This is a genomic window from Qipengyuania nanhaisediminis (assembly GCF_900115585.1).
Taxonomy (GTDB): Bacteria; Pseudomonadota; Alphaproteobacteria; order Sphingomonadales; family Sphingomonadaceae; genus Qipengyuania; species Qipengyuania nanhaisediminis.
Genome location: NZ_FOWZ01000001.1, coordinates 302,592 through 328,044, shown reverse-complemented (window position 1 = coordinate 328,044; position 25,453 = coordinate 302,592). Strand labels below are relative to the sequence as shown.

General features: G+C 62.9%; 26 protein-coding genes and 1 tRNA gene. 16 read left to right on the top strand and 11 right to left on the bottom strand.

The genetic code is table 11. The features are described from left to right. Positions 1 to 27: 27 nt before the first annotated feature. From BM173_RS01700 to BM173_RS01690, 3 genes are all read right to left on the bottom strand, one after another. A complete protein-coding gene (locus tag BM173_RS01700) occupies positions 28 to 363 on the bottom strand; it encodes a hypothetical protein (protein ID WP_090476737.1) in 336 nt (111 codons plus the stop codon). Positions 364 to 449: 86 nt separating this feature from the next. Continuing rightward, complete coding sequence (locus BM173_RS01695) at positions 450 to 2,489, bottom strand: toll/interleukin-1 receptor domain-containing protein (protein WP_177201772.1); 2,040 nt, start codon at positions 2,487 to 2,489, stop codon at positions 450 to 452. A 492-nt stretch (positions 2,490 to 2,981) separates the two neighbouring features. Continuing rightward, positions 2,982 to 4,538 carry a class I adenylate-forming enzyme family protein gene (locus tag BM173_RS01690; RefSeq protein ID WP_090476733.1) on the bottom strand — a complete coding sequence of 519 codons (1,557 nt, stop codon included), beginning with the start codon at positions 4,536 to 4,538 and terminating at the stop codon, positions 2,982 to 2,984. Positions 4,539 to 4,887: 349 nt separating this feature from the next. Between BM173_RS01690 and BM173_RS01685 the strand changes: the two genes are divergently transcribed. The 3 genes from BM173_RS01685 to BM173_RS01675 all read left to right on the top strand — a co-directional run bounded on the left by BM173_RS01685 (position 4,888) and on the right by BM173_RS01675 (position 9,399). Beyond that, complete coding sequence (locus BM173_RS01685) at positions 4,888 to 5,388, top strand: energy transducer TonB (protein WP_177201771.1); 501 nt, start codon at positions 4,888 to 4,890, stop codon at positions 5,386 to 5,388. Positions 5,389 to 5,968: 580 nt separating this feature from the next. Next, complete coding sequence (locus BM173_RS01680) at positions 5,969 to 8,023, top strand: ribonucleoside-diphosphate reductase subunit alpha (protein ID WP_090476730.1); 2,055 nt, start codon at positions 5,969 to 5,971, stop codon at positions 8,021 to 8,023. A gap of 89 nt (positions 8,024 to 8,112) precedes the next feature. Beyond that, positions 8,113 to 9,399 (top strand): glycosyltransferase, encoded by a 1,287-nt coding sequence (locus tag BM173_RS01675; protein WP_090476727.1) that lies wholly within the window; start codon positions 8,113 to 8,115, stop codon positions 9,397 to 9,399. A gap of 91 nt (positions 9,400 to 9,490) precedes the next feature. Here the strand turns inward: BM173_RS01675 and BM173_RS01670 are convergent, their stop codons facing one another. Together BM173_RS01670 and BM173_RS01665 are read right to left on the bottom strand one after the other, a co-directional pair. Continuing rightward, positions 9,491 to 9,736 (bottom strand): DUF2171 domain-containing protein, encoded by a 246-nt coding sequence (locus BM173_RS01670; RefSeq protein WP_090476725.1) that lies wholly within the window; start codon positions 9,734 to 9,736, stop codon positions 9,491 to 9,493. Between the two features lie 383 nt (positions 9,737 to 10,119). Further along, positions 10,120 to 10,431: a hypothetical protein gene (locus BM173_RS01665; RefSeq protein WP_090476723.1), complete on the bottom strand. Its 312-nt coding sequence runs from the start codon at positions 10,429 to 10,431 to the stop codon at positions 10,120 to 10,122. Between the two features lie 196 nt (positions 10,432 to 10,627). Between BM173_RS01665 and BM173_RS01660 the strand changes: the two genes are divergently transcribed. Then, positions 10,628 to 11,686: a ribonucleotide-diphosphate reductase subunit beta gene (locus BM173_RS01660; RefSeq protein WP_090476721.1), complete on the top strand. Its 1,059-nt coding sequence runs from the start codon at positions 10,628 to 10,630 to the stop codon at positions 11,684 to 11,686. 119 nt (positions 11,687 to 11,805) lie between these two features. Continuing rightward, positions 11,806 to 12,723, top strand: a complete 918-nt coding sequence (locus BM173_RS01655) for a sulfotransferase domain-containing protein (RefSeq protein ID WP_090476719.1) — start codon at positions 11,806 to 11,808, stop codon at positions 12,721 to 12,723. 16 nt (positions 12,724 to 12,739) lie between these two features. Here BM173_RS01655 and BM173_RS01650 read toward each other — a convergent pair whose 3' ends face one another. Beyond that, the gene (locus BM173_RS01650; protein WP_090476718.1) at positions 12,740 to 13,279 is read right to left on the bottom strand and encodes a thermonuclease family protein; all 540 of its coding nucleotides are present in this window, start codon (positions 13,277 to 13,279) and stop codon (positions 12,740 to 12,742) included. 86 nt (positions 13,280 to 13,365) lie between these two features. Between BM173_RS01650 and BM173_RS14725 the strand changes: the two genes are divergently transcribed. The 3 genes from BM173_RS14725 to BM173_RS01635 all read left to right on the top strand — a co-directional run bounded on the left by BM173_RS14725 (position 13,366) and on the right by BM173_RS01635 (position 14,716). After that, positions 13,366 to 13,818 (top strand): DUF1294 domain-containing protein, encoded by a 453-nt coding sequence (locus BM173_RS14725; RefSeq protein WP_245755722.1) that lies wholly within the window; start codon positions 13,366 to 13,368, stop codon positions 13,816 to 13,818. Between the two features lie 90 nt (positions 13,819 to 13,908). Continuing rightward, positions 13,909 to 14,160: an HP1242/YdcH family protein gene (locus tag BM173_RS01640; RefSeq protein ID WP_090476716.1), complete on the top strand. Its 252-nt coding sequence runs from the start codon at positions 13,909 to 13,911 to the stop codon at positions 14,158 to 14,160. Between the two features lie 259 nt (positions 14,161 to 14,419). Next, a complete protein-coding gene (locus tag BM173_RS01635; protein ID WP_090476714.1) occupies positions 14,420 to 14,716 on the top strand; it encodes a DUF1294 domain-containing protein in 297 nt (98 codons plus the stop codon). Positions 14,717 to 14,905: 189 nt separating this feature from the next. Here the strand turns inward: BM173_RS01635 and BM173_RS01630 are convergent, their stop codons facing one another. Beyond that, entirely contained in the window at positions 14,906 to 15,541 is a 636-nt protein-coding gene (locus BM173_RS01630) for a hypothetical protein (protein WP_090476712.1), read from the bottom strand. Positions 15,542 to 15,642: 101 nt separating this feature from the next. On the opposite strand from BM173_RS01630, the gene BM173_RS01625 reads away from it, so the two are divergent. The 6 genes from BM173_RS01625 (at position 15,643) to BM173_RS01600 (ending at position 19,469) form a co-directional block, all read left to right on the top strand. Continuing rightward, entirely contained in the window at positions 15,643 to 15,918 is a 276-nt protein-coding gene (locus BM173_RS01625) for a hypothetical protein (protein ID WP_090476710.1), read from the top strand. 117 nt (positions 15,919 to 16,035) lie between these two features. Continuing rightward, positions 16,036 to 16,920, top strand: a complete 885-nt coding sequence (gene argB, locus BM173_RS01620) for an acetylglutamate kinase (RefSeq protein WP_090478317.1) — start codon at positions 16,036 to 16,038, stop codon at positions 16,918 to 16,920. A 77-nt stretch (positions 16,921 to 16,997) separates the two neighbouring features. Beyond that, the gene (locus BM173_RS01615; protein ID WP_224803033.1) at positions 16,998 to 17,282 is read left to right on the top strand and encodes a YggT family protein; all 285 of its coding nucleotides are present in this window, start codon (positions 16,998 to 17,000) and stop codon (positions 17,280 to 17,282) included. Next, complete coding sequence (gene folD, locus BM173_RS01610) at positions 17,279 to 18,172, top strand: bifunctional methylenetetrahydrofolate dehydrogenase/methenyltetrahydrofolate cyclohydrolase FolD (protein WP_090476708.1); 894 nt, start codon at positions 17,279 to 17,281, stop codon at positions 18,170 to 18,172. The genes BM173_RS01615 and folD overlap by 4 nt, the downstream gene beginning before the upstream one ends. Further along, the gene (locus BM173_RS01605) at positions 18,169 to 18,849 is read left to right on the top strand and encodes a hypothetical protein (RefSeq protein WP_143089548.1); all 681 of its coding nucleotides are present in this window, start codon (positions 18,169 to 18,171) and stop codon (positions 18,847 to 18,849) included. Before folD ends, BM173_RS01605 begins: the two co-directional genes overlap by 4 nt. After that, positions 18,846 to 19,469: a MarC family protein gene (locus BM173_RS01600; RefSeq protein ID WP_090476704.1), complete on the top strand. Its 624-nt coding sequence runs from the start codon at positions 18,846 to 18,848 to the stop codon at positions 19,467 to 19,469. The genes BM173_RS01605 and BM173_RS01600 overlap by 4 nt, the downstream gene beginning before the upstream one ends. A 3-nt stretch (positions 19,470 to 19,472) precedes the next feature. Here BM173_RS01600 and BM173_RS01595 read toward each other — a convergent pair whose 3' ends face one another. Then, complete coding sequence (locus BM173_RS01595; RefSeq protein ID WP_090476702.1) at positions 19,473 to 20,084, bottom strand: LON peptidase substrate-binding domain-containing protein; 612 nt, start codon at positions 20,082 to 20,084, stop codon at positions 19,473 to 19,475. A 4-nt stretch (positions 20,085 to 20,088) separates the two neighbouring features. Next, positions 20,089 to 21,012 carry a tetratricopeptide repeat protein gene (locus BM173_RS01590; RefSeq protein WP_090476699.1) on the bottom strand — a complete coding sequence of 308 codons (924 nt, stop codon included), beginning with the start codon at positions 21,010 to 21,012 and terminating at the stop codon, positions 20,089 to 20,091. Between the two features lie 197 nt (positions 21,013 to 21,209). Between BM173_RS01590 and BM173_RS01585 the strand changes: the two genes are divergently transcribed. Further along, a tRNA-Gly gene (locus BM173_RS01585) sits at positions 21,210 to 21,284 on the top strand. A 111-nt stretch (positions 21,285 to 21,395) separates the two neighbouring features. Continuing rightward, complete coding sequence (locus tag BM173_RS01580; RefSeq protein WP_090478312.1) at positions 21,396 to 23,576, top strand: TonB-dependent receptor; 2,181 nt, start codon at positions 21,396 to 21,398, stop codon at positions 23,574 to 23,576. Positions 23,577 to 23,584: 8 nt separating this feature from the next. Here BM173_RS01580 and BM173_RS01575 read toward each other — a convergent pair whose 3' ends face one another. Together BM173_RS01575 and dcd are read right to left on the bottom strand one after the other, a co-directional pair. Next, a complete protein-coding gene (locus BM173_RS01575) occupies positions 23,585 to 24,760 on the bottom strand; it encodes a saccharopine dehydrogenase family protein (protein ID WP_090476697.1) in 1,176 nt (391 codons plus the stop codon). A 76-nt stretch (positions 24,761 to 24,836) separates the two neighbouring features. Next, positions 24,837 to 25,391, bottom strand: coding sequence for a dCTP deaminase (gene dcd / locus BM173_RS01570; RefSeq protein WP_090476695.1), 555 nt, complete (start codon positions 25,389 to 25,391; stop codon positions 24,837 to 24,839). Positions 25,392 to 25,453: the final 62 nt, after the last annotated feature.

Sequence of the window (25,453 nt, the reverse complement as noted above, 5' to 3'; positions counted from 1 at the left end):
CGCCTCCTGCCCCTGCCCGAAAGCGGTTTACCGGTCGACAATCTTGGGGTCGATATCGAGCTCGTCCCCATCATTGCTCTTCACGTGAACCGTGTAGTCGTGCTTCGGATGCTTCTTCTTGTCTTCACCGGAATCGGTGACGGTCAGGACCGTGCCCCCGCCGTCTTGCGGGGTCCAGGTGAAGTTCTCATCGTTCTTGATGGTGATCGGCTTGTCCTTGTACGTCCAGCTCTTGCTGCCGCTGGACACCAGGGTCATCACGATCTGGTTGTTCGCGTCCGGGGTAACTTCGTCGGCGCTGTAGCTCTTGTTCTTCTTGTCATCGATCGTGATCGTGACTGCTCCTACTGCGGTAGTCGTCATCGTGCTTCTCCTTCAGGAGGCCCGGACTGTCCGGTGCCTTTGGCGCGATCCGAAGGGCTGGAAGAACTTTGGGCCGGGTCCCTCCCCTAACGGTTCAAGGCATTGTCGATGGGCGGGTCGACGCCCAGTTCGGCCAGCCTGTTGCGCAGCGTCCGGGCGCGTTGCCGCTCGCCCAGCCGTTCTGCCGCCACAGCCTGAAACGCGATCTTGCGCGTGTTGACGACCTCGCGCGTGACCGCCCCGATGGAAAGCGCCTTGCGATAGGCGTCGCGCGCTTCATTCGTCCGGTTCATCCGGTCGAGCGCGAGGCCTTCGACCACATGACTGCCGACAATAAGAGCCGGGCTGTCGGGATCCTCCCGCTTGAGTGCCTTGCGCCAGGAGCGTGCCCTCTCTCGCAAGGCATCGGCAGGGTCCGCCATGCGGTCGCTGAACGCCCTGTAGAGCGCAAGTCGCACCGGGTCTTCGACGCCCCATTCGTAATTGTCCGGGTCTGCGCGCTTCAACGAGGCTGTGTGCGCTTCGAGCCGTCCGAACAGGCGCGTTGCTTCGTTTCTGTCCTCTTCCAGCCACGCCATCAACGCACGGTCACGCAGGCTGCCCCTGGCCAGTTCCTTGGCGAAGGTGTTTTGCGGATCGGCGGCTATCTGTCCTTCCGCAAGCGCGATGGACCTGTCCAGCATCTCCCGCGCGCCGGCAAAATCGCCCCGGTCGAACAGCATGCTTCCCATCGCGGCGGCGGCATAGGCCTCGGCGTAGATGATATCGACATTGCCGGGGTCGGCCCGGCGCATGGGGGAATAGATCGCCAGCTCCCGTCGCCTGACATCGATGGCATTCTCGATCCGCCCCAGGTCCCTGAGCGTCGTCGAGACCCATGAATGCGATTCCCCCAATTCGACCTGGCGTGCGACCGGGCGTCCTTCCTTTTCGGATACGGTATCGACAAGGTCGAGGCTGCGCTGGAAATAGCCCAGAGCGCTTGCAAGCTTGCCCTCCTCGAAATCCATGGTGCCCAGATTGCTGAGCGAATAGGCCTCTTCCATCTGCCATTCGAGATTGTCGCGATCGCGGGCGGCCAGTTCGTGGGAAATGTCGGAATAGCCTTCCAGCGCCTCGCGCGCTTCTTTCATGCGGCCGTGCTGCCAGGCGATGTAGCCGACCCAGAACAGGCTCTGTCCGTGATTATACAGGCGTTCCGGATCGTCGGGGTCGCGGGCCAGCAGGGCCTCCGTCGTCCGCGCCGCCTGCTGGAAGGCGGGCAGCGCCCCGGCATTGTCCCCGCGCACATTCTGGACCTCCGCCACAAGCATGGTGGCGCGGGCGCGGCGGCCGAGTTCGCTGTCGGAAAGGTCCTCCAGCTTCTGGCGTGCATAGTAGTCCATCGCGCGCTTGCCGACGCCGTCGAGCACTTCCAGCCGCCCGACCGGCTCCAGTTGCTTGCGCAAGTCGGTGAGCATGTATTCGATAAGGCCGTCTGCCTCGGCGCGCTGATCGCGGGCCTCGTTGCGCTGGTCGATCGCGTAAAGGGCAAGGCCGGACGTGCCGACCATGCCCACCAGCGAAGCGGCGGCGACCATGGCGAGCCTCTTCTGCCGTCGCGCTGCATCGCGCTGGACCAGGCTGTCGAGATCGATGTGGGCCAGGCCGGCAATCAGTTTGAGCTTGGCCAGCTTCCTGCCATCGCCTTCCGGCCGGATATCGGCTGCAATGGGTTCGGATGCGGCGTCGGTAGGTTCGCCGTTTTCGTAGTGGACCAGCAAGGGGGCAGGGAAATTGTCCGGTGGCTCGCCCTCGACGATGACGGGGAAGATCCCGCGGTCTCCGTTCAGCCGTTTGTAGAGATCGATCTCGCGCGCGATCCACGGGGACTGCGCGGCGCTCGGCGAGCACAGGACGATCAGGGCATCGCTGGCGCGGATCGCCTGCTTGATCGCTTCGCCGAGGTTGTCCGCAGCCGGAAGTTCGTCGCGATCCTTGAAGATCGGCTGGAGGCCCTCGCGACCCTTCGATCCAAGTTCCTGATTCGGTAGGCGATAGGTCTCCAGGGCATGGTGGAGCCAATTCGCAACCTGCTTGTCGCGGTGCGAATAGCTGATGAATGCCTTGTAACGACGTTCGGCCAAGTTTGCCCTCCGGACGCGACCCCGGATACGACTCGGCAACCCCCAATTTTTTCAAGAGGTTGGAGTAAAATTGCGTGCTTTGCAATCTGATCCGGCCCAAATGGCCCGATTATGTTGCGCAAAACGCAACAGGTCCTGACCTTTTCTCACTTTCGTTCGCGATGCCGCAATATTATTACAGGCCTCACAGCCGGGAACGGAACAGTCTCCCAAGTCCTTCCGACCGGCACAGAGATGGCGTCAGGCTCTCCCCTAAGGGTCCTGTCGTCGCCTTCCTCGCGCGGAACCGCTGGCCCTTGTGGCCCATGCGTTCTCCTGACGCTCAGCCCTTCCGGCGCGAGGCGATATGGCAGCGAGTAGAGACGCGGCCGCCCACACCTCCTCTCCCCCTCCCCCCAAGTGTCGGCGCCGCGTCTCGAACGCGGCGACCGCACATCCTTGTCATAACTGGTCGGCGCCGCGTCTCGAACGCGCCTGCCGGCCTTTGTTGTGTTATTCTGGAGTGCCGTGCTGCGCGGCAAGTTCACGCAAATCGGTCTTCAATAGCTTGCCGATATGGCTGCGCGGCATCTCGTCGATCGCGTGTAGCTGCGCCAGGCGCTGGGTCTTGCCCAGGCGGCCATTGACCGCGTCCCTGATTGCATCCGTCGCGCGCGCATCCTTGGCCAATTGCACGAAACCCACCGGGGTCTCGCCCCATTTGCGCGACGGCATTCCGATGACCGCCGCCTCGATGACATCGGCTTCCTTCATCAGCTCGTTCTCGAGGTCGACCGGATAGATGTTGAACCCGCCCGAGATAATCATGTCCTTGGCGCGGCCGACAAGTTCGACAAAGCCTTCCGCATCGACACGGCCGATGTCGCCCATGCGCTGCCAGGTCTCCCCTGTATCGGGATCGGTCCAGTAGCCCTCCTGCGTCCGGTCGGGGCGATTCTTGTACCCGCTCATCATGGTTTGGCTGCGCCCGACGAGGTTCCCTGGCGTTCCGGCCGGAACTTCGCGATCCTCATCGTCGAGTACCCTGAGTTCGCTGCCCGGCGCAGGTCGACCAACCGTGTGCAGCTTGTCCGGAAACTTGTGCGCTTCGAGCAGGCAGACCACGCCGCCTTCGGTCATCGAGTAAATCTCGATCAGGGCACCGGGCATCCGCGCCAGCACCTCGCGCTTCAGGTCCGCGGGGAAGGGTGCCGAAGTGCAATATTTCAGTAGCAGCGAGGAAAGGTCGAACTCGTCGAAGCGCGGCTCGTCCATGAGCCGCTGGTACTGGACCGGCACCAGCATCGTGATCGCCGTCTTGTCTTCTGCGGCATGGGTAAGCCAGCCGATCGTATCGAACTTGCCCATGATCCTGACCGTGCCACCAGCAAGCAAGGCCGGAAGGAAGGCCACCATGGTCGTGTTCGAATAGAGCGGGGTGGATGCGAGCGTGCGCACGGGTATGCCGGCTTCGAGCCAACTGGATGCAGTCGCCGCGAACTGTCGCCAGCGCATCTGGTGCGAATGGACGATACCTTTCGGAGTGCCCGTTGTGCCCGAAGAGTAGATGATATTGAACGGATCTGCGGGCGCCGGGTCCGATATGGGGGCCTTGCTCCCGGCGGGCGCCATCCAGTCGTCGAGCGCTTCATCGAGGACCACGACGTCAAGCCCCACAAAACGCGCTTCGCCGACCTCGTCCAGCTTGGCCCTGGTGACGAAAAGGTGTCGCGCGCCGCTGTCCCTGACCATGGCCTCGAGCTGCTCTGCACTGGCGCTCGTGGTGAGCGGAGCGGCGACCCCGCCTGCCCTTATGGCGGCCAGGAAGACCAGCGCGTAGGGTATCGAGGAGATGCCGAGGATGGCGACCGACTGGCCTCGCTCCAACCCGTCATCCACCAGCCGTGCCGCAATGCGCTCGATGCGGTCCGCCATTGAGGCCCACGTCAACGAACCCGTGTCATCGCGAAGCGCAGTGGCCTCGGGTTGATGCGCTGCCCAATGCGCCAGGACCTGCGTGAAATTGCCGAAAGGCTCGGATAGTGTGGCTGCTGCCGCGTTTGCTCCCATGCCGTTTTGATAGCGCACGCAAGAGATCTGTCCAGCACGCGGATCCGGCAACCGAGTCGCAATCGTGGCGCAATGCGATCGTTGCTCTCGAGCGAAGTTTTCGCACACCGCTTCGACACGGCAATGCGGGGCGCAGACCCGATCGAACAATTTGCAGGGTGCGGGGTCAAAAACGTGTCGTGAAATTTGGAAACGGACCGGGACGGGAGTATCGTGTCGCCGATCCGGGGAGTTCCGCAGACCTTCTCGGATCGGATCGACCATAGACCGTCATCGCAACAACACACAGTCGCACATCGTGTGATACTCTCTGCGGCCGATCATCCCGTCTTATGAAAGGATGATCACCATGACTAAATTTACAGTAGCTTTATTCGCCACCGCGGCAGCGGCAACAATGCTTGCCGTCCCTCTGTCCTCGCAGGAAATCGTCGTTTCCGCGCGCAGCGACCAGGCCTTCGTGGAAGACGTCTCCAAGGACCTGGATTCCCAGCTTCGCCGGATGCGGATCGACCACCGCTGGACGCCCAGTGGCATCGTGAAGGTGCGCTTCCAGGCCGGCCCCGACGGACGGCCGGTGGCAATGGAGACGTATGAATCGTCGGGAAGCAAGCGGCTCGACCGGCGGGTCCAGGACGCTGTGGGGCGTATCGATTCGCTGCTGCCCCTTCCCGCGAGCGCAGGCCGCGACCCGATAATCCAGGCAAATGTGATTGTCGCCGCCGGCCGCCGTACGCGCGAATCCCTCGAGCGCGAGCTCGCGGAATCGGAGGCACGGCGCCTTGCATCGAACGATCCCGAGGAACGCGCGGTGCTGGCTCTCAACATGGCGCCGTCACCCAGTTCCTGACCCTCCCCCAGGGCAGGAGCCGGCTCGGCGTCGAGGCGGTATCTGTCTGCGGGGTGCCGCCTCGCGTCGGGTCTGCCACATGGAAAGGGCCTCGCATGGAGCGGGGCCCTTTTTCGCATCTCGATTCTAAAATTGCGCGTCCGGATTCGGACCGTGCGCAATCCCGCGATGGGAAATTTGCCCGCAAAAATTTTTTCGCAATTTCATTTTGGGGCTTGCGCAGCGCCAAAGTCCAGCTTGGTCCACGCGTCGCTGCGTCGCATCAAGGTGATACACCGGGCCGATGCCGCCGCTTTGCGCATTAATTTGGCCTTTACCCTCTTGCACGCGAGTCCGCTCTGATTCACTATCTAGTGGTCGGTCACCGGGGGGTACCCACAAGACCTAGAGATTTCGGCATTCGTCCCCATATGGGTTGAGTGCCGTTTTCCGGTCGGCCCTGTGGGGAAAAAGGGGATAAGTTTTCAACCCGAAGACCGGCGAAATTGCTAGGCAGGACACACCGCTTGGCGACTCGAACAAGAGCCGGAAGGCAGGCGGGCAACGTCCCGCTGCGCAACAAACGAGAGTGGGGCACGACATGGATTTCAAGAGCGGGGACGAAGCGGCGATGGGACTGGATCTGGACACTCAGGACAGCGACGAAGGTACCGCACCCGCCAAGAAGCCGGCCCCGAAAAAGGACGCGGCGGAAAAGGCAGTGAAAATGGACAAGCAGGACAAGGGCAGCGAAGAACTGGTCGCCGAAGCCGCCGGTGAAGCGATGGCCGGTGCCATGGCCGAAGTCGCCAAGGCTGCCGCGGTGAAAGAGGATTCCAAGAAGGTCCTCGACCGCCGGTTCAACGTGAAGACCGACAGCTCACGCGACGATCTGCTGACCGTGTTCGGCAAGGAAACGCTCGAAGACCGTTACCTCCTCCCCGGCGAAAGCTACCAAGACCTGTTCGCGCGCGTCGCCGATGCCTTTGCCGACGATGCCGACCACGCGCAGCGCCTGTACGACTATATCTCGCGCCTGTGGTTCATGCCCGCAACGCCCGTCCTGTCGAACGGCGGCACGCAGCGCGGCCTGCCCATTTCGTGCTACCTCAACTCGGTTTCCGACAGCCTCGACGGCATCGTGAACACCTGGAACGAGAACGTGTGGCTCGCCTCCAAGGGCGGCGGCATCGGCACCTATTGGGGCAATGTGCGCGGTATTGGCGAGCCGGTGGGCCTCAACGGCAAGACCAGCGGCATCATCCCCTTCGTGCGCGTGATGGACAGCCTGACGCTGGCGATCTCGCAAGGTTCACTGCGTCGCGGTTCGGCCGCTTGCTACATCGACATCACGCACCCGGAGATCGAGGAATTCCTCGAAATCCGTAAGCCTTCGGGCGACTTCAACCGCAAGGCTCTGAACCTGCACCACGGCGTGCTCGTCACCGACGCCTTCATGGAGGCGGTCCGCAATGGCGAGGAATTCGACCTCCTCAGCCCGAAAGACGGTTCGGTCCGCAAGACCGTGGATGCGCGCGGCCTGTTCCAGAAGCTCGTTGAAACCCGCCTCGCCACGGGCGAGCCCTACATCGTCTTCTCGGACACGGTGAACCGCATGATGCCCAAGCATCACCGCGAACTCGGCCTCAAGGTCTCGACCTCGAACCTGTGCGCCGAAATCACCCTGCCGACCGGCATCGACCATCTCGGCAACGATCGCACGGCCGTCTGCTGCCTGTCCTCGCTCAACATCGAGAAGTGGGACGAGTGGAACGAAGACAAGCAGTTCATCGAGGATGTCATGCGCTTCCTCGACAACGTCCTGCAGAACTACATCGACCGTGCGCCGGAAGAGATGGCCCGCGCCAAGTATTCGGCCATGCGCGAACGCTCGGTCGGCCTCGGCGTGATGGGCTTCCACTCCTTCCTCCAGCAGAAGGGCATCGGCTTCGAAAGCCCGATGGCCAAGGTCTGGAACCTGAAGATGTTCAAGCACATCCAGGGCAAGGCGTCCGAAGCATCCATGCTGCTCGCCCAGGAACGCGGCGCATGCCCCGATGCGGAAGAAATGGGCGCGATGGAGCGGTTCAGCTGCAAGATGGCGATCGCACCGACCGCGTCGATCAGCATCATCTGCGGCGGTACCAGTGCCTGCATCGAGCCCATCCCGGCGAACATCTACACGCACAAGACGCTGTCCGGGTCCTTCGTGGTCAAGAACCCCTATCTGGAAAAGCTGCTCAAGAAGAAGAGCAAGGACAGCACTGCGGTCTGGAACTCGATCCTCGAGCATGGCGGCAGCGTCCAGCACCTCGACTTCCTGACGCCGGAAGAAAAGGCCGCGTACAAGACGAGCTTCGAGATCGACCAGCGCTGGCTGCTCGAATTCGCCGCCGACCGCGCGCCCTATATCGACCAGGCCCAGTCGCTGAACCTGTTCATCCCGGCGGACGTCGACAAGTGGGACCTCATGATGCTGCACTTCCAAGCGTGGGAAAAGGGCATCAAGTCGCTCTACTACCTCCGCTCCAAGAGCGTGCAGCGCGCCGGTTTCGCAGGCGGCGTCGAAGCGGACAACACCGCCGATGCAGCGAAGTACGAACTGGCTGCCGGCGCAGAGCAGACCGACTACGAGGAATGCCTCGCCTGCCAGTAAGCGAACCCTTGGACGGGTAACAAGACGCGCGCCGGGGCATCCGATGATGGCCCGGCGCGCTCTTTTTGAGGGCCTTGCCCTTTTCGCCCATGCGGGGCACCTATGGCGCGATGGGTCCGCAGCGTATCCTCTTCATTACGCCTAATTTTCCGCCCTTTGCCCAAGCGGGCGCGGCGCGGACGGGGGCGCTCGCGCTGCACTGGGCACGGCAAGGGCACAAGGTCACCGCCATCGGAGCACGCATCGGCACGGCGAGCGGGATCCATTCGGAGCTCGAGCACTCCAATCTTGCATCGGTCATGTTGCCGATCGACAAGCCGGAGCCGCAGGGTTCGCAAAGTCACGTCGAAGGCAAATCCACCACCGGCAGCAAGCCCGGCAAGTTGAAGCGCTGGCTCTGGCTCGCCCGGCAGATGCCCGACCGGTTTCGCGCGCACTGGGTGCCGCGGGCGGTGCAAGAGGCGATCGAACTGGGCGGCGGTGACGCCTTCGACCTCATCTATTCTTCCGGACCGCCGCACTCGGCCCATATCGCGGCTAGGCAGATCGCTGCGGCGACGGACCTGCCCTGGATTTGCGAGCAGCGCGACCTGTGGGTCGATAATCCCTATATCGAACGGCACCCCTTCCTCACCCGCTATTACGAATGGCAGGGACGCAGGGTGCAGCGCAATGCGGATGCTTTCGTCGCCGTCACCACCGGCGCGCGCGATACGCTGGCACAGCAGACCGGCAAGGAGGTGGTGCTGGCGCGAAACGGCTGGGTCGAAAGCGATTTCGCCGGATTGGAAGCGGCGCCCACTCCTCTCGATCCGGACCGTCTCACGATCGTCCATGCGGGCTTGATCTATGCCGAGCGGCGCGATCCAAAGGCACTGTTCGAAGCGATCGCCATGCTGGGCGAAGATCGCCACAAGGTGCGCGCGATATTCTATCACGATGAATACGGCTTCCTCGACCAGCGCATCCGCGAACACGGCGTCGCCGATAGCGTCGAGGTGCTAGATTTCCTGCCGCGGAGCGAAATCCTCGCGGTCGAGCGGGCGGCGGACGTATTGCTCATGTGCCGCTGGCCGCATCCCGCGGAGGACGATGTCATACCGGGCAAGCTGTTCGAATATATCGGCGCGCGCCGCCCGATTTTGGCCACCGGTCTCGAAAGCGGCGAGGCGGCGAAGATCGTGGGGGAAGGCGGCTTCGGGTTGGCCACGCAGGATGCGGGCAAGATCGCCGACCAGTTGCGCAACTGGATCGCCAGCAAGAAGGCGGGCGGCGGCCGGATACCGGATCTGCCGAAAGATGCGGCCCTGAAATTCACGCGCAACGAAGCATTCGCTGCCATCGATGAGTTGGTCGGGCGCTTCGCCAGCGCGTGATCAAGCATGCGAAAGGCCCCGACTGCATAAAGCGGCCGAGGCCTTTCGAATGTCATTGGTCTACCGGACGATGTGTCCGGGCTAGGTCGATTTAGGCGTCCTGCATGACTGCCTTGTTGCCCAGACCTTCGGGAATGCGTGCGCTTTCCTTGAGGTAAATGCGGTTGTCGTCGATCTTCTCGACGTCATCCAGCGAAAGGAAGTGGTGCATGTCGTCTGCACTGTCCGACTTCGTCAGCTTGATGGCGTCGTCCTGGACCGCGTCGACCGTACCGACGTGCCGGCCTTCATAGTTGGCGACTTCCATGTGTTCCTTGATGCGGATCTTCTCGAACATAGTGTACTTTCTGCCCGGATAACCGAGCGTTTTGAGTTGGTTATACCCTGTTAACGGGCGGCAACGAGATGCGCTCCACGCTTCGTCGAGGCTGATGCACGGGTCAGGGATTCGATGCGTGTGGAGGCGAGCCAGCCCTCAAGCGGCCCAGCGGTAGGGCGTACAAATCCACCCTCAATCAGCGCCGCGATAGGGCGGAAAAAACCCGCCCTCAAGCAGCGCAGCGATAGGGCGCAAAAACCCGCCCTCAAGCAGCGCAGCGATAGGGCTGAAAAGATTGACGCCCCAACCTCTTGCGAGGCGGGGCGTCGGGGATGCGGAGCCGAAGCCCGCAAAAGGGGAAAAACCGGACTAAGGTCCGCTAGTCCCCGAACTGGTAAAGCTCAGCTCTCGCCGAGCGGGCGGTTGGCATCGGCTTTGGCGCGCTCGTCCGGCTGGCCGGAAATCTCGCCCGGCTGCGCATCGGCGCTGCCCTGCGCGAGCGGCTGATTGCCGAGGTCGGCGGTGGCGACATCCTGCTCCATCGTGCCGTCTTCATTGCGCGCATTGCCATAGCCGCGCTGCGCCTGAGTATCGTCGGACTGTTCCTGCTGGCGGGTTTCGCCTTCGCGGGGTCCTGTGCGTTCGAGGCCGAAGGGTTCGTGCCCCTGATTGAGCGTGACGTCGCGGCTGTCGTTGGGTTCATACTGGCCCATGGAGTCTCTCCGAAAATCTGTCTTTGTCTGTCTTCAGTTAGATCAACCCGCAACGCCCCGGCGCGTTCCGGCAGTTTGTCGCAAACCGTGCACAGATTTTGCCGTCTTATCCCCGCGTAATTCTTTCCCCTTGCTATCGAATCGCAGCCATGATTCCTTATATAGGACGTTCAGCTGCCAACCGGAGAAACACAAGATGTCGTTGCTCGAAGCCCGCAAGACCTACAAACCCTTCGAATATCCGTGGGCCTACGACTTCTGGAAACGCCAGCAGCAGATCCACTGGATGCCGGAAGAAGTTCCGCTGGGCGAGGACTGCCGCGACTGGGCGCAGAAGCTGTCCGAGCACGAGCGCAACCTGCTCACGCAGATCTTCCGTTTCTTCACGCAGGCCGACGTTGAGGTGCAGGATTGCTACCACGACAAATACGGCCGTGTGTTCAAGCCGACCGAGATCAAGATGATGCTGACCGCCTTCTCCAACATGGAAACGGTGCACATCGCGGCATACAGCCACTTGCTCGATACGATCGGCATGCCGGAAAGCGAATATTCCGCCTTCCTCGAATATGAGGAAATGGCCGACAAGCACAATTACATGCAGCAGTTCGGCGTCGACAACGATGAAGACATCGCCCGCACGCTGGCCATGTTCGGCGCCTTCACCGAAGGCATGCAGCTGTTCGCCAGCTTCGCGATGCTGATGAACTTCCCGCGCTTCAACAAGATGAAGGGCATGGGCCAGATCGTCAGCTGGTCGATCCGCGACGAGAGCCTGCACTGCGAAGGCATCATCCGCATGTTCCACGAATTCGTGCGCGAGCGGGACTGCCTGACCAAGGCGGTCAAGGAAGACATCGTCGACATCTGCCAGAAGACTGTGCGGCTCGAAGACAACTTCATCGACCTCGCCTTCGAAATGGGTCCGGTGTCGGGCATGACGCCCAAGGACATCAAGAAGTACATCCGCTACATCGCCGACTGGCGCCTGGGCCAGCTGGGCATGCAGCCGATCTACATGGTCGACGACCACCCGCTGCCCTGGCTCGCCCCGCTGATCAACGGCGTGGAGCACGCCAACTTCTTCGAACAGCGCGCCACCGAATACTCCAAGGGCGCGACGCGCGGCGACTGGAATACCGTCTGGTCGAGCTTCGACAAGCGCCAGAGCGCCAAGGCCGCGAACGAGGAAGAAGCCACCGACGACGGCCCGGGCCTGTTCGGCGATGAGGCTACAACCGAAGCGGCTGAATAAGGCAAATCCTTCCGGCCGGCATTTACCCCAGATCGGGCATCGCCGGCCGGACTTCACAGTCCCCGCACTTCGTGACATATTCCTCGGTCTCGGGTCGCCGGAACCGGGGAGGGCTGATTATGCCTGTCGGAGTAGGGCGGCGCGCGCGCAGTATCGAGGAATTCGGGGCGAACATGGGGGCCTTGGCGGGGCTCACGCAGCCCGAGGCGCGCCATTCCATCGTGCCGCAACCGGACGATGTCTACATCACCAGCTGGGCCAAGAGCGGGACTACGCTCTCCCAGCAGATGTTCCACCAGCTTCGCATGGCGCACCTTACCGGTGCCATCGACATGGACTTCACCGACATCAGCGGCGTAGTGCCATGGGAAGACACCGCGACCATGATCGATTTCGACATGCATGCGCCGCAAAAGGCGGCGCCGCGCGGCTTCAAATCCCATCGCGAGTACGAACGGCTTCCGGCAGGGTCGCGCTATGTCGTGACGCTGCGCGATCCGCACGAGACCTATGTTTCGATGTACCGCTTCTTCGACGGGTGGCATCTGGAAAAGGGCGCACTCTCGCTCGAAGAATTCATGCCGTTATGGCTGGGCGGCGGCCCGGGCGGCTGCGATTATTTCACCCATTTGCTGAGCTGGTATGCGCGGCGGGACGAGCCGGACACGCTGCTCGTCACCTATCGATGGGTCGTCGAAAACAAGCGGCGGATGATCCGCGAAATGGCCTCGTTCCTTGGCATCGATGCAAGCAACGACCTGGTCGAAATGGTAGTCGATGCCACCGACCGCGAATTCATGCACCGCCACAAGGACCGGTTCGACGACGCGCTGGTGTGTGCCGTGATGGACAGGCATCTCGGCATTCCCGCAAACAGCGATTCCACCAAGGTGCAGGCCAGCGGGAGCGATGCAAAGGTTCTCCCGGCCTCGATCGCGCAAGAAATCGATGACATGTGGGCTGATTGGGTTGCGCCTGTGACCGGCCATGCGAATTTCGCATCGCTCAAAGAGGAGATAGACGCGCGTTTTTCCTAGGAAGCGTCATTGCGCGTCACCGGCACCAATTGACGCTCCCCATCCAGCCATCCCCCTCGGCGAGGCCGGCGTCGATCATGTGGTCCGCTAGTCGCTCGTCGCCCCGGTAGGCGGCGCGCAGTTCTCGGCCGTAGCGGTCGCGGGGTGGGTCCTGGCCGCCGGTCCAGCTGAAGCGGCCTTGCGATAGCCATTGGTGGAGGGCCGTGCGGGCCTCGCGCGCCTTGACCCGCTCGGCCTCGCACGACCCGTCCATCTCCGGCGCGTCGAAGCCGGTGAGGCGGATGCGCCGCTCGCCGATCCGCACCGTGTCCCCGTCGACCACGCAGGCCCCCCAGCCTTCACCGCACAGGCCGAAGCTCGAGGCCACCTCGGTCACTTCGGGACGCGGCCCGATGCGGTCCCCGACCAGGACCCAGGCACCCACCAGAGCCAGCGTGAGAACGACGGTCACCGCTCCTTGCCAGCCGCCTTTGCGCGGCGCGCGCCTCACCGGCTTGCGGTGAAAGCGGGGCACGCGCCTGACCGGCCTGCGCCTGAAGGGAAGGATCTTGCCCACGCCCTCACGATAGCCCGGCGCTCACCTTCAAGAAACCCGGCGGTGCGAGTGCGTTTCCTTAACCTTGTCCGCCGTAGGATCGCTCCATGCTGTTGGAATTACTCACCTATTACCTGATCGCGATCAACTTCGCGACCTTCGCCGCCTTCGGCATCGACAAGGCACGGGCCGAAAACGGCCAGTGGCGTATCAGTGAGGGGACATTGCTGCTCATGGCAACCGTGGGTGGCTGGCCCGGAGCATGGGCCGGACGCTGGGCATTCCGGCACAAGACCCGCAAGCAGAGCTTCAACGAAGGCCTTCGGGTCGCGACCATCGCACCGATGGGCATCGCGACATTCGCCTATTTCATGGTCCCCACCCTCTTCGAAACCGAAGAGGCAAGGGCAGAACGCTTGGCCGTGGAAGCATCGGTCTATTATGCGGGCTGCAACCAGGTCCGCGCAGCGGGCAAAGCTCCGCTTCACAGGGGTGAACCCGGCTATCGCATCGGCATGGACGGTGATGGCGACGGCACCGCGTGCGAAGACTATTATTGAACTGTGCGCTCGTGATTTTGATCTGCCGCAAAGAAGGGGCGGGCGCGGCGGCCTAAGACTGGGTCAACGGATACCACGAAGGAAGCCATCATGTCGCAGCACACGCCCAATGAACTGACCAAGATCTTCGCCCGCGACCGGGACCTCATCACGCGGTTGAAGCAGGAGGATGCGCATTACGCGCGGCTGGCGGACGAATATCACGAGGTGAACCGCGAAGTGCACCGCATCGAGGCGGAAACCGAGGCCGCCAGCGACGAGCGCACCGAGCAGCTTAAGAGGAAACGCCTCGGCCTCCTCGACGAAATCACCGCGATCGTCACCAAGGCCAAAGCCGCCTAGCGCCACGTCTTCCGGCAACTCGCACCAAACGGGCCAACGGCCCGCAAGCGCGACCGCGCGCCCGCAGCGACGCGACCTTCAGGTCGCATGAGCGAGGAAAGCCAAGGCTGCGGACGCAGCCGCCGGCGCCTGAGGCGCAACAAGCAAATGTCGTAAATCGACAATACCGCACTTGCGAAGGCGGGGTATTTCTTTTCGCACAAGCACACAACACGGCGTCGCTGGTCCCGAGTTTGCAAGCCCGAGAGCGGAGCGTGTCATGCCTGTCGAATTCACCCTGCTGGAATGGTTCGTCTATTACCTGATCGCGATCAATATGGTCGCGTTCTTTGCCTTCATGGCGGACAAGGTGCTGGCCGAAAGCGGCAGTTGGCGGCTGAGCGAGGTGAGCCTTCTGGGCTGGGCCTTCGCGGGCGGCACGCTGGGCGCCTATGCCGCGCGCTCGCTGCTGCGCCACAAGACGCGCAAGGAGCCGTTTTCCAACCGGCTGCACGCAATCGCCTGCATTCAGGTGATCGCGTTCGCCATGCTGATGCTGTGGTTCACGACGCGGTGATCAGTGCCGCTTTCCTACTGCGAGGCTTGCTGCTCTCCTAGAGCCATGCCAGAACGCCATTTCACGGCCCGTGTCCCTCCCGGATGCGGGCCGTTTTGCATGAGCGCAGGTTTTGTCGCCAGGACCGTGTTCCACCCGTTCCACTCTGTTGGAGCTGCGCGAGGGCCGCTCCAACTTTGCGGCCCGGGCTTACCAGCCCCAGGCGGGCGGGGGCGGGGCGACGGGATCGCTGGCGTCGAACTCCACCCGGAACAGGCGGGTGGGATCGTTGCGGCGGGTCAACTGGTAGGCAAAGCGCGCGCCGCTTGCCTCGGCGGGGTCGACCTCCACGCGCCACACATTGGTGAGCGATGCGTCCAGGCCTTCGCGCTCGAACAGGGCGATGGAGAAGGCATCGACCGGGAAATCCTGGATGCGCGGCGTCCCGCCCGACAGCGTGTCGCCGCCGTATTGGGTGACCGCATCCTCGCTGCCGTCCTCGTGGCGGTGGTCGTGCTTCAGGCGCAGGCCGTCCGCGGTGCGGCTGACGATCCAAGTGCGCGAGCGGTTCCAGCCGCCCGGAGCTCCGGCATCCTGGACATGGAAGGCGATGGCGACACGCGTGTCGGAGCAATCGGCCCAGTGCGCCACCATTCGCTTGCCAGCCCAGTCGGCGTCGCGCTCGTCGCTGCTGGCAAGCCCGCCTTCGTAGGCGTTGCCGCAATGGCTAGAGAGCGCGTCCCAGAACCGCTCCTGCGACGGGGCGAGGCGGGGCACGTCCGGCGTGCTGGCACAGGCAGAAAGGGCGATAAGCGGGGCGAGGGCGAGGGGCTTGGCGTAGGTCATGTGCAGGCTGTGCCACCACGCGCGCCCGTGCTCAAGCGCCGCGGTTTCGGAACGGGTGGCAGGGGCAAGGCATTGGACAGGAAAGCAAGAAGGAGTTCCCGATGACCGACCCCGTTCCCGATAGCAAACCCGGTACCCGCTGGCTGTGGGTGGCGCTGATCGTCCTGATGACGCTGGTGTTCCTGTTCTACATCTTCAACACCGATGGCGGCGAAGAGCCGGTCCCGGTCGGCGAGACCACCGGTGAAGTGCCCGATCCGCTGCCGACGACGACCTCGGTTCCGGTCTCGCCCGAAGGCGAATTCGGTGAAGCGCCGGTCAATGGCGAAGACCTCGATCCCGATGTCGAAATCGAGCAGATGCCCGCGCAGGAATAACGCGCCCCCTTTCGCCCGCACGCAGGGCACGCTAACGCCTGCGCTCCCCAGTCACGGGGATGCGCGGGCTTTGCGTATGGATGGAGCACGAGTTTGAGCGACGACACCGGACGGGCGATGCACGAGGCAAGCACCAAGGCGCAGACGCTGATCGAGGCGCTGCCCTATTTCCAGCGCTATGCCGGTCGCAGCTTCGTCGTGAAATACGGCGGCAACGCCATGGGCGACGAAGAGGCGGCGCGCGAATTCGCCGAGGATATCGTCCTGCTCAAGGCCGTCGGCATCAATCCCGTGGTCGTGCATGGCGGTGGCCCGCAGATCGGCGCGATGCTCAAGAAGCTGGGCGTGGAAAGCACCTTCGTCGACGGCCTTCGCGTAACCGATAAAGCGACGGCAGAAGTCGCCGAGATGGTCCTGTCGGGCGCGATCAACAAGGCGCTGGTGTCCTCGATCGCGCGGGCAGGCGGCAAGGCAGTCGGCCTTTCCGGCAAGGACGGCGGGCTTGTCACCGCGCGCAAGGTCGAACGCACGACCAAGGACCCCGAAAGCAACATCGAACGCGCCCTAGACCTCGGTTTCGTGGGCGAGCCGAGTGCGGTCGACACGACGATCATCGAAACCGCCACCGCGGCAGGCATGATCCCGATCATTGCCCCCATCGGTACGGGCGAAGACGGACACACCTACAACATCAATGCCGACACCATGGCGGGCGCGCTCGCTTCGGCTCTTGGCGCTGCGCGGCTGCTGCTGCTGACCGACGTTCCGGGCGTGCTCGACAAGAGCGGTGCCTTGCTCACTGACCTGACCCCTGCGGACATCGCCGCGCTGCGCGAAGACGGGACGATCAGCGGCGGCATGATCCCCAAGCTGGAAACCTGCGTAAGCGCGGTTGAGGCGGGATGCGAAGCGGCGGTCGTCCTCGACGGGCGCGTGCCGCACGCAATGCTGCTCGAATTCTTCACCGCAAGGGGCGCAGGCACCTTGATAAGCGCCCGATAGGGCTTGGCGCGGGGCGTCTTGCGCGTGTAAGACGCGTTGCCATCGGGATTGCACACACACCAGCGGGATAGACCCTAGTGCTCATCACACTCTACCAGATACTCGAAATGCTCACGAGCGTGTTCGTGATGCTGATCATCATCCAGTTCATCATCGGGCTGCTGTTCGCCTTCAACGTGGTGGGCAGGAACGAATTCCTGATGAGCTTCTACGAAGGCATCAACCGCCTGCTCGATCCGGTGCTCCGCCCGATCCGCAACCTGCTGCCGCAAACCGGGATGATCGACTTTTCGCCGCTGGTGCTGATCATCCTGATGAACATCATCCTTATCGTCCTCGGGAACATCATCTACTCGCTATGACCGCTGAACGTATCGACGGAAAAGCCTTCGCCGCCCTCCTGAGGGAGCGTGTCGGCGCGCTTGCCGGGCAGTTCGAACAGAAGGCGGGCCGCAAAGCCGGTCTCGCAGTCGTCCTGGTGGGAGAGGATCCTGCCAGCCAGGTCTATGTGCGCTCGAAGCACAAGGCGACCGTCGCTGCGGGCATGGAAAGTTTCGAGCACCGTCTGCCGGTCGACACCAGTGAGGCGGACCTGCTGGCGCTGGTCGAACAGCTGAATGCGGACGACGCGGTCGACGGCATCCTGGTCCAGCTGCCGCTGCCCGACCATCTTGACGAGCAGTCGGTGATCGCATCGATCAGCCCGGACAAGGACGTGGACGGTTTCCACGTGACCAATGCCGGACGCCTTGCCGTGGGGCAGAACGGCTTCGTTCCCTGCACACCGCTCGGCTGCATGATGCTGTTGACCGACCGGCTGGGCGACCTGTCCGGCCTCGAAGCGGTCGTGATCGGCCGTTCGAACATCGTCGGCAAGCCGATGGCGCAGCTGCTTCTCGACGCCAATGCCACCGTCACGATCGCCCATAGCCGGACCAAGGACCTGCCGTCGGTTGTCAAACGCGCCGACATCGTGGTGGCCGCCGTAGGCCGTGCGGAAATGGTCAAGGCGGAATGGCTCAAGGAAGGCGCGACGGTGATCGACGTCGGCATCAACCGCCTGCCCCCTGCCGAAGGCGAGGAGAAGGGCCGGCTGGTCGGCGATGTCGACTATGCAGGCGCCGAAGGGATCGCCGCAGCGATTACGCCCGTTCCGGGCGGTGTGGGTCCGATGACGATTGCGGTCCTCCTGCGCAACACCCTTGTCGCCGCCCACCGCAATGCCGGGCTGGAAGTGCCGCAAAGCCTGTGAGTGTGCGCCTCGCCTTGGCTGCCTGTGCGCTGGCGAGCGGCGCGGCCTGCGCTCCGCTGCCGAACCAGCGCGATCGCTATACGCGGTTGCTGACCCCGACAGCAGAGGTGAGCAAGGTAATCGCGACCGAACTCGCTTTCGCCCGCGCCGCGCGTGAGGACGGTCAGTGGACTGCCTTCGATGAATATGCAGCGGACGGTGCGCTGATCTTCGGCCGTAACGGCGCGATAGAAGCGAAGCCTTGGCTTAAATCGCAGGACAACCCGCCCGAAGCGGTCAGCTGGGAGCCGCATCGGGTCTGGTCGAGCTGCGATGGCTCGCTCGCCGTGACGCAGGGTGGTTTCACCGATCCGAACGGCTCGGTCGGGACATTCAACACGGTCTGGCAGAGGCAGCGCAATGGCGATTATCGCTATGTGTTCGACTTCGGCTTCCCGCAGGACGAAGCGCCCGTTGCGCCCGACATGATATCGAGCGCGGTCGCCGCGTGCGATACCAAGGTCGACACCGGCGAGCCGGACAGCGCCATTCCCCTGCGCGTCTCGCGTGACGGGACCCTGGCGTGGGGTTTCCAGATCGTCGGCCAGGGCGAGCGCCACTATGTCGTCTGGTTGGCCGGTGAAGATGGATGGGAGCAGGTCGTGAATATCGCTCTGGCACCGGACGCCGCACAATGACCCAGCTGTTCATCTCGGCCTTCATCACGCTGTTCGTCGTTATCGACCCGCCGGGTTGCGCGCCGATTTATGCAGGCCTCACCAAGGGGGCGACCCCGGCCCAGCGCCGGAACATGGCTATCCGTGCCTGTTTCATCGCGGCCATCATCCTCTTGATCTTCGCCCTGTTCGGCGAGGACCTGCTGAGCGCCTTGCATATCGAACTCGACAGTTTCCGAATTGCAGGCGGCTTCATGCTGTTCTGGATCGCGTTCGAAATGGTGTTCGAGAAGCGCACACAGCGGCGCGAAGACCGTGCGCAGAAAGTCGCGGCGACGCCCGAGGTCGAAGACGTTTCGGTATTCCCCATGGCCATGCCGATGCTGGCGGGACCCGGCGCGATTGCGGCGATCATGCTGCTTATGAATGAAGCTTCGGGGCTGGAGCAGACCTTCGTGGTGCTCGGCGCCCTTGGCGCCGTGCTGTTCATCACCATGCTGGCGCTGGTGGCGGCAGGCCCGCTGATGAAATTCTTCGGCGACCGGGTAGAGGCGGTGATCACGCGCCTGCTCGGCGTGCTGCTGGCCGCGCTCGCGGCGCAATATGTGATCGACGGGCTGAAAGGCAGCTTCGGCCTTTAACGCCTACTGCAGGGTGACGATTTCGTCGTCGTCATCGCGCAGGGCGAAGAACTGCATCAGCTGGATCATGAGCTCGCACCGATCGGCCAGGGTCGGCGCTTCCAGCAAGGCTTGCTTTGCGGCCGAATCGAACGGGATGATCTGCGCCACTCCGTTGATCAACGTCTCGTCATCGAGCCGTTCGACCGAATCCCAATCGACCGTATAACCCTGCATAAGTGCGAAGCGCTTTGCCTCGAATTCGAAGGCAGCACGCTCAACGCTGGAGAGCACTTCGTTCTGCGGGTCTTCGATGAATTCCGCCTCGACCTGCCGGAATGCGGTCGTCACGTCGAGTTCGCGCAGGACCCTGAAGCGCGCCTCGCCTTCGAGCACGATATTGTAGCGGCCATCCTCCAACGCTTCGACATCGCCGATACGGCCGACGCAGCCAACCTCGTAAAGCGGGGAGTTCTCACCCGACTTTTGCGGCTGGATCATCGCGATGAGGCGATCCTTCGCAAGCGCGCTGCCGACCAGCTCGCGATAGCGCGGCTCGAAAATGTGGAGCGGCAATTGAAGCCCGGGAAACAGGATCGCGCCGGGCAAGGGGAATATGGAGAGTTTGCGGGCCAATAAATTATCCGAACAAGAGACGTGAAAGCTTGCGGCGGGTTTCGACGACCCAAGGGTCTTCCAGCCCGACCGCGCCGAAGATATCCACCAGCTTGGCGCGCGCGGCGCCCTCGTTCCATTCGCGGTCGGCTTCGACCATTGCGAGCAGTTCCTCGGCTGCAGCGTCGCGCTGTCCGGCAGCGAAGGCGGCTTCGGCGTAGGCGAGGCGCGCATCCATGTCGGCAGGGTCGGACTTGGCCTTGTCCCTCAGGCCGGCGAGCTCGCTGTCGTCCACTTTGTTTCCGGCAAGCTCAAGGGCGCTTGCCGCCACTTCGATCGCGGGATGTTCAGCGAGGGTGGGATTGCCCTTTGCGGCATCGAGGACTTTCTTCGCTTCCTCGATCTGGTCCGCCTGCGTGAGCGCGCGGATCAGGCCCGCATGCGCTTCCGCATTGTCGGGAGCCATTTCGGTTACCTGTGCGAAAATGCCTGCAGCGCGCGGCGCATCGCCTTCGGCCAGGACCTGTTCGCCCATCGCCACGAACTGATCGACCTGCTGGGCGGCCTGAGCTTGCGGGTCGGCGCCTGCGCCTGCCTGTACCGGAACCTGGGCGAGGATCTGGTCGAGCGTCTGCTTTAGCTGTGATTCGCTGCGTGCATTGGTCAGGTCGGCAACGGGCTGGCCCTGGAACATGGCATAGACGGTCGGGATCGACTGCACCTGGAACTGCGAGGCGATGAACTGTTCCTTGTCGACGTCGATCTTCTTCAGGACCACGCCCTTGTCGGCATAGTCCGCCGCCACCTTTTCCAGCATGGGTGCCAGGGCTTTGCAGGGGCCACACCAGTCGGCGTAGAAATCCAGAATGACCAGGCTGGTCATCGAAGGCTCGACTACGTCTTTCTTGAAACGCTCGACCGCCTTCTGCTCGTCGATGTTCAACCCCATGCTCGCCACGTGTACCGCCTTTCGATGCTATAAATTGTCAGGCCACCCATGTGGGCCTTCGCTTGCAAATGTGAAGTACCGGGAGGCGCTGCACAAGGGCGGGACAAAAGGTGCATTTTTTCTCTTGCGGGACTCATGCGGCGTTGCTAACTGCGCGCCTCCCCACCGGGCCATGCGGCTCGGTAGAGCGTCAGTGAGCGGGCGTAGCTCAGGGGTAGAGCACAACCTTGCCAAGGTTGGGGTCGGGCGTTCGAATCGCCTCGCCCGCTCCATTTCTCCAAAAATCCGGACTTCGATCGGCGACCTTGCTGTCGTTTGTCGTGTCGCATGCACATTCGGCGGATAACGCTTGAATGACGCGTTTCCGCTGCTATGTGCGCGATATGTTGTATCAAACCAAAGCCGCCAAGCGCGCTCTTTTCGCCTCCCTTTCCACCTTGGCGCTGGTGGCTACCGCCCCGGCCGCTGCGCAGGACACCGATACGCAGCCTGCGGAATCGGAAGATGTGATCGACGATGTCCATGACCGCCGCATGGATTCGCGCAGCGTCATCATCGTCACCGCCGCAGGCCTTCGCCAGTTTGACCTGCTTGCCGGGACCAGCGTTATCGAGGGGGCAACTCTCGATGCCAATCTCGACGGGCAGCTGGGCGAGGTTCTCGCCGATGTGCCGGGCGTCACCGCCACCGGCTTTGCCCCGGGTGCATCACGGCCGATCCTGCGTGGGTTTTCCGGCGAGCGCGTGAAAGTGCTGGTCGACGGGATCGGCGCTATCGACGTGTCCAATACCTCTGCCGACCATGCGGTGTCGATCGATCCGCTGACTGCCGAAAGTATCGAGGTGCTACGTGGACCGGCCGTCCTTCTTTACGGCAGCCAGGCGATCGGCGGCGCAGTCAATGTGATCGACAAGCGCATCCCGCGCCGCGTCCCGAACGAGGCAGTGCACGTCGACGCCATCGTGCGCGCGGACACGGCCAGCGACCTGCGCGAAGCCGGTGCGTCGATCGACGTGCCGCTGGGTGGCGGCTTCGTGACACATTTCGACGGGTCTTACCGCACCACGGACGATCTCAGCGTTCCCGGCTTCGTGCTTTCCGAAAACCTTCGCAGCGAACTTCTCGAAGAAGCCGACGAGGAAGAAGAAGAGGGCGAATTCGAAGAAGCCGAAGAGCTGCGTGAAGCGGCCTTGGCGAGCGGAACGCTCTTCAACAGCGCTACCGAAACATGGACGGCAAATGGCGGCTTCGCCTTTTTCCGCGACAACTCGCATCTCGGCGTGTCGGTCGGCGTTTACGACACCTTCTATGGCGTGCCGATCCGCCCCGGAGCCGGGCATCATCACGGCGAAGAGGAAGAGGGCGGCGAAGCAGAACTCGAGGAAGAAGGCCCCGAAACCGTCAATATCGGTCTTCGCCAGTACCGCGCCGACCTGCGCGGAGACATAGCGCTGGGCGAGGGAATGTTCGAACGCCTCCGCGTGCGTGCGGGCTATTCCGACTATACCCACACCGAATTCGAAGGCGACGAGGTCGGCACCACGTTCGACGTGCAGGGCATGGAAGCCCGCGCCGAACTGATCCAGAACCCCAACGGTCGTTGGCGCGGTTCGCTCGGCCTGCAGTATTACTTCCGCGACTTCTTCGCCGAGGGCGAAGAGGCTTATGTCGCGCCCAACCGCACCGAGCAGATTTCGCTGTTTGCCCTTCAGGAATATGGCGACGGCCCGATCCAACTGGAAGGTGCGCTTCGCTATGAAGCGACAAATGTCGATTCGGTGCCTCTTGGCGTCGAGCGCGATTTCGATGCATTCTCCGGCGCGATCGGCCTCGCCTACGATGGCCCGCAGGCCTTCCGCGCGGGCGTGAACCTGTCGCGTGTGGCGCGCGCGCCGAGTGCCGAGGAGCTGTTCTCCAACGGCCCGCACATCGCGACCCAGCAATTCGAAATCGGCGACGTGGACCTCGGGATCGAGCGGGCCTGGGGCGCGGAAATCTTCGCGCGTGGCCGGCTCGGCGATGTCGAGTTCAGCGTCGCAGCGTTCAAGAACTGGTTTGACGACTATATCTATCTGTCCGAGACCGGCGAGGAGGAAGACGAACTGCCGGTGTTCGAATACCTGCAGCAGGATGCGACTTACCAGGGCATCGAAGGCGAGCTGATCTGGCGCTTCCTCGATACGGGTAACTTCGCTCTCACCGCAGACCTGCGCGGTGAACTGGTGGACGCGGAATTGTCAGACGGGTCGAACGTGCCGCGCATCCCGCCGCTCAGCCTGATGGGCGCGCTCGAAGCATCGACCGGGTCGTTCGATCTTCGCGGCGAGGTCGAATGGGTCGATAGCCAGGATGAAGTCGCTGCCTTCGAAACCCCGACCGACGGGTTCACCTTCGTGAATGCTATCGCAACGTGGCGCCCGATCGCTGCCAATCCGTCAATCAGCGTCATCGTGAAGGCCGAGAACATTTTCGACGTGACCGGTCGTCGCCACGCCAGCTTCACGAAGGACTTCGTGCCGATGGCGGGCCGCAATTTCAGTGCCAGCCTGCGGCTGAGCTACTGAGCGAAGGATTACTCCTCCAGGGAGAAGGTGAGAGCGGCATGTTCGCGCAGCCGCTCCACCAGATCCTCGCCCAGGAATGATCCTGGCGTGCCGACGCCGCCGTCGGCCTTGCTCTGGAGCAGGGCCATGCCGGTTTCGCCAAGCATGCGGCTGGTCGAACCATATCCCGGATCGTACTTGCCTTTCACACCGTATTTGATGCGCTTGCCGTCCGGGTATTCGCCCACGAACAAGACGTCGTAAAAGCCGTTTTCACGCTCTTCCGCAGTCGGGCCTTCGCCCGGCTTCGGCGGCTTGGCGCCGAACGGGTTCTTGGCCAGTTCGACCATGGCGTTTGCCGCCGCCTTGCCGGCATCGCCCGGGCTCGTGAGAACCATCTCGTCGTACCGGAAGTCCTCGCCATAGGGATGGCCGCGCAGGAAATTGGTGCGGTGGACGTTCTTGGTGTTGATCGGCGCCATCACGAACGGAGCGGCCCATTTGCCGATCTCGTCTTCGTAGCGCGGCACCATGCCCGAAGGCTGGTCCGGTCCCTCGAAGCCGGGTGTCAGCGCGAAGGGATCGCGCAGCACATTGATGACCTTGGGATTCTTCATCGCCGCCTTCATCGTGGCGCCGAGGCTGGCTGCAGTGCCACCGGAGAAGGTGCCCTGCATCGCGCGGACACGCCCTTTGACGCGCGGTGCAGGCGCTCCGTGCGCTGCTTTTGCTTCCTTCTGGAGCATGAGCACACCCAGATCGAAGGGGATCGAATCGAAGCCGGACGAGAAACAGATGCGCGCGCCGCTGGCCTTCGCTGCATCATGGTGCTTGGCGATCTGCTCCGCCATCCAGGCGGGCTCGCCGCACAGGTCGGCGTAATCCGTGCCGGTCTTGACGCATGCTTCGACAAGGGCATCGCCATAGAGCTGGTACGGCCCCACTGTGGTGAGCACTACCTTCGTGCGCTTGCACATGGCCTCAAGGCTGGCGGGATCGGATGCATCGGCCACGATCATCGGCGTGGTCGCCGGTGCGCCGATTTCGTCGCGAACTGCGGTCAGCTTGTCTTCGCTGCGTCCGGCCATCGCCCATTTCGGGGCATCATCGCGATCGCCATATTCGCGGATAAAATGCTCAGCGACGAGCCGCCCGGTATATCCCGTGGCGCCATATACGATGATGTCGAATTCGCGATCGGCCATGTCAGTCTCCTCTTTGCGGAGGAGATGTGGGCCGGACGGAGGCCAGAGTCAAAGACGCAGCGTCACAGCCGCGAGATTAAAGGCGCGGGAGGGTGACGCCGCGCTGGCCCATGTATTTGCCTGCCCGGTCCCGGTAGCTTGTTTCGCAGCGCTCGTTCCCTTGCAGGAAGAGGAATTGGCACGCACCCTCGTTCGCGTAGATCTTTGCAGGCAGCGGGGTCGTGTTGGAGAACTCCAGCGTGACGTGGCCTTCCCAGCCGGGCTCCAGCGGGGTGACGTTCACGATGATCCCGCACCGCGCATAAGTGCTCTTGCCAAGGCAGATCACCAGCACGTCTTCCGGCACACGAAAGTATTCGACCGTGCGCGCAAGGGCGAAGCTGTTGGGCGGGATGATGCAGCAATCGGTCTTCTTGTCGACGAAGCTGTTGGCTGCGAAATCCTTCGGATCGACGATCGCGCTGTCGATGTTCGTGAAGATCTTGAACTCGTCCGCCACACGCGCGTCGTAGCCGTAGGAAGACAGGCCGTAGCTGATAGTGCCGTCGCGCCGCTGGCTCTCGACGAAAGGCTCGATCATGCCTTCCGAATTTGCCTTTTCGCGGATCCATTTGTCGGAGAGAATCGCCATGGGTCTGTGATTCCCCAAGCGGCCCCTGCGAGCAAGCACGGTAGGGAAATAATCCCCTCCCG

Coding starts and splice junctions, on each gene's coding strand:
- BM173_RS01590 (WP_090476699.1), bottom strand. CDS start 21,012: ATGGGGTTGAACATCGACGAGCAGAAGGCGGTCGAGCGTTTCAAGAAA.
- BM173_RS01580 (WP_090478312.1), top strand. CDS start 21,396: ATGTTGTATCAAACCAAAGCCGCCAAGCGCGCTCTTTTCGCCTCCCTT.
- BM173_RS01660 (WP_090476721.1), top strand. CDS start 10,628: ATGTCGTTGCTCGAAGCCCGCAAGACCTACAAACCCTTCGAATATCCG.
- BM173_RS01635 (WP_090476714.1), top strand. CDS start 14,420: ATGCCTGTCGAATTCACCCTGCTGGAATGGTTCGTCTATTACCTGATC.
- BM173_RS14725 (WP_245755722.1), top strand. CDS start 13,366: ATGCTGTTGGAATTACTCACCTATTACCTGATCGCGATCAACTTCGCG.
- BM173_RS01630 (WP_090476712.1), bottom strand. CDS start 15,541: ATGACCTACGCCAAGCCCCTCGCCCTCGCCCCGCTTATCGCCCTTTCT.
- dcd (WP_090476695.1), bottom strand. CDS start 25,391: ATGGCGATTCTCTCCGACAAATGGATCCGCGAAAAGGCAAATTCGGAA.
- BM173_RS01640 (WP_090476716.1), top strand. CDS start 13,909: ATGTCGCAGCACACGCCCAATGAACTGACCAAGATCTTCGCCCGCGAC.
- BM173_RS01700 (WP_090476737.1), bottom strand. CDS start 363: ATGACGACTACCGCAGTAGGAGCAGTCACGATCACGATCGATGACAAG.
- BM173_RS01670 (WP_090476725.1), bottom strand. CDS start 9,736: ATGTTCGAGAAGATCCGCATCAAGGAACACATGGAAGTCGCCAACTAT.
- BM173_RS01685 (WP_177201771.1), top strand. CDS start 4,888: ATGACTAAATTTACAGTAGCTTTATTCGCCACCGCGGCAGCGGCAACA.
- BM173_RS01575 (WP_090476697.1), bottom strand. CDS start 24,760: ATGGCCGATCGCGAATTCGACATCATCGTATATGGCGCCACGGGATAT.
- BM173_RS01680 (WP_090476730.1), top strand. CDS start 5,969: ATGGATTTCAAGAGCGGGGACGAAGCGGCGATGGGACTGGATCTGGAC.
- argB (WP_090478317.1), top strand. CDS start 16,036: ATGCACGAGGCAAGCACCAAGGCGCAGACGCTGATCGAGGCGCTGCCC.
- BM173_RS01675 (WP_090476727.1), top strand. CDS start 8,113: ATGCGGGGCACCTATGGCGCGATGGGTCCGCAGCGTATCCTCTTCATT.
- BM173_RS01690 (WP_090476733.1), bottom strand. CDS start 4,538: ATGGGAGCAAACGCGGCAGCAGCCACACTATCCGAGCCTTTCGGCAAT.
- BM173_RS01600 (WP_090476704.1), top strand. CDS start 18,846: ATGACCCAGCTGTTCATCTCGGCCTTCATCACGCTGTTCGTCGTTATC.
- BM173_RS01625 (WP_090476710.1), top strand. CDS start 15,643: ATGACCGACCCCGTTCCCGATAGCAAACCCGGTACCCGCTGGCTGTGG.
- folD (WP_090476708.1), top strand. CDS start 17,279: ATGACCGCTGAACGTATCGACGGAAAAGCCTTCGCCGCCCTCCTGAGG.
- BM173_RS01655 (WP_090476719.1), top strand. CDS start 11,806: ATGCCTGTCGGAGTAGGGCGGCGCGCGCGCAGTATCGAGGAATTCGGG.
- BM173_RS01665 (WP_090476723.1), bottom strand. CDS start 10,431: ATGGGCCAGTATGAACCCAACGACAGCCGCGACGTCACGCTCAATCAG.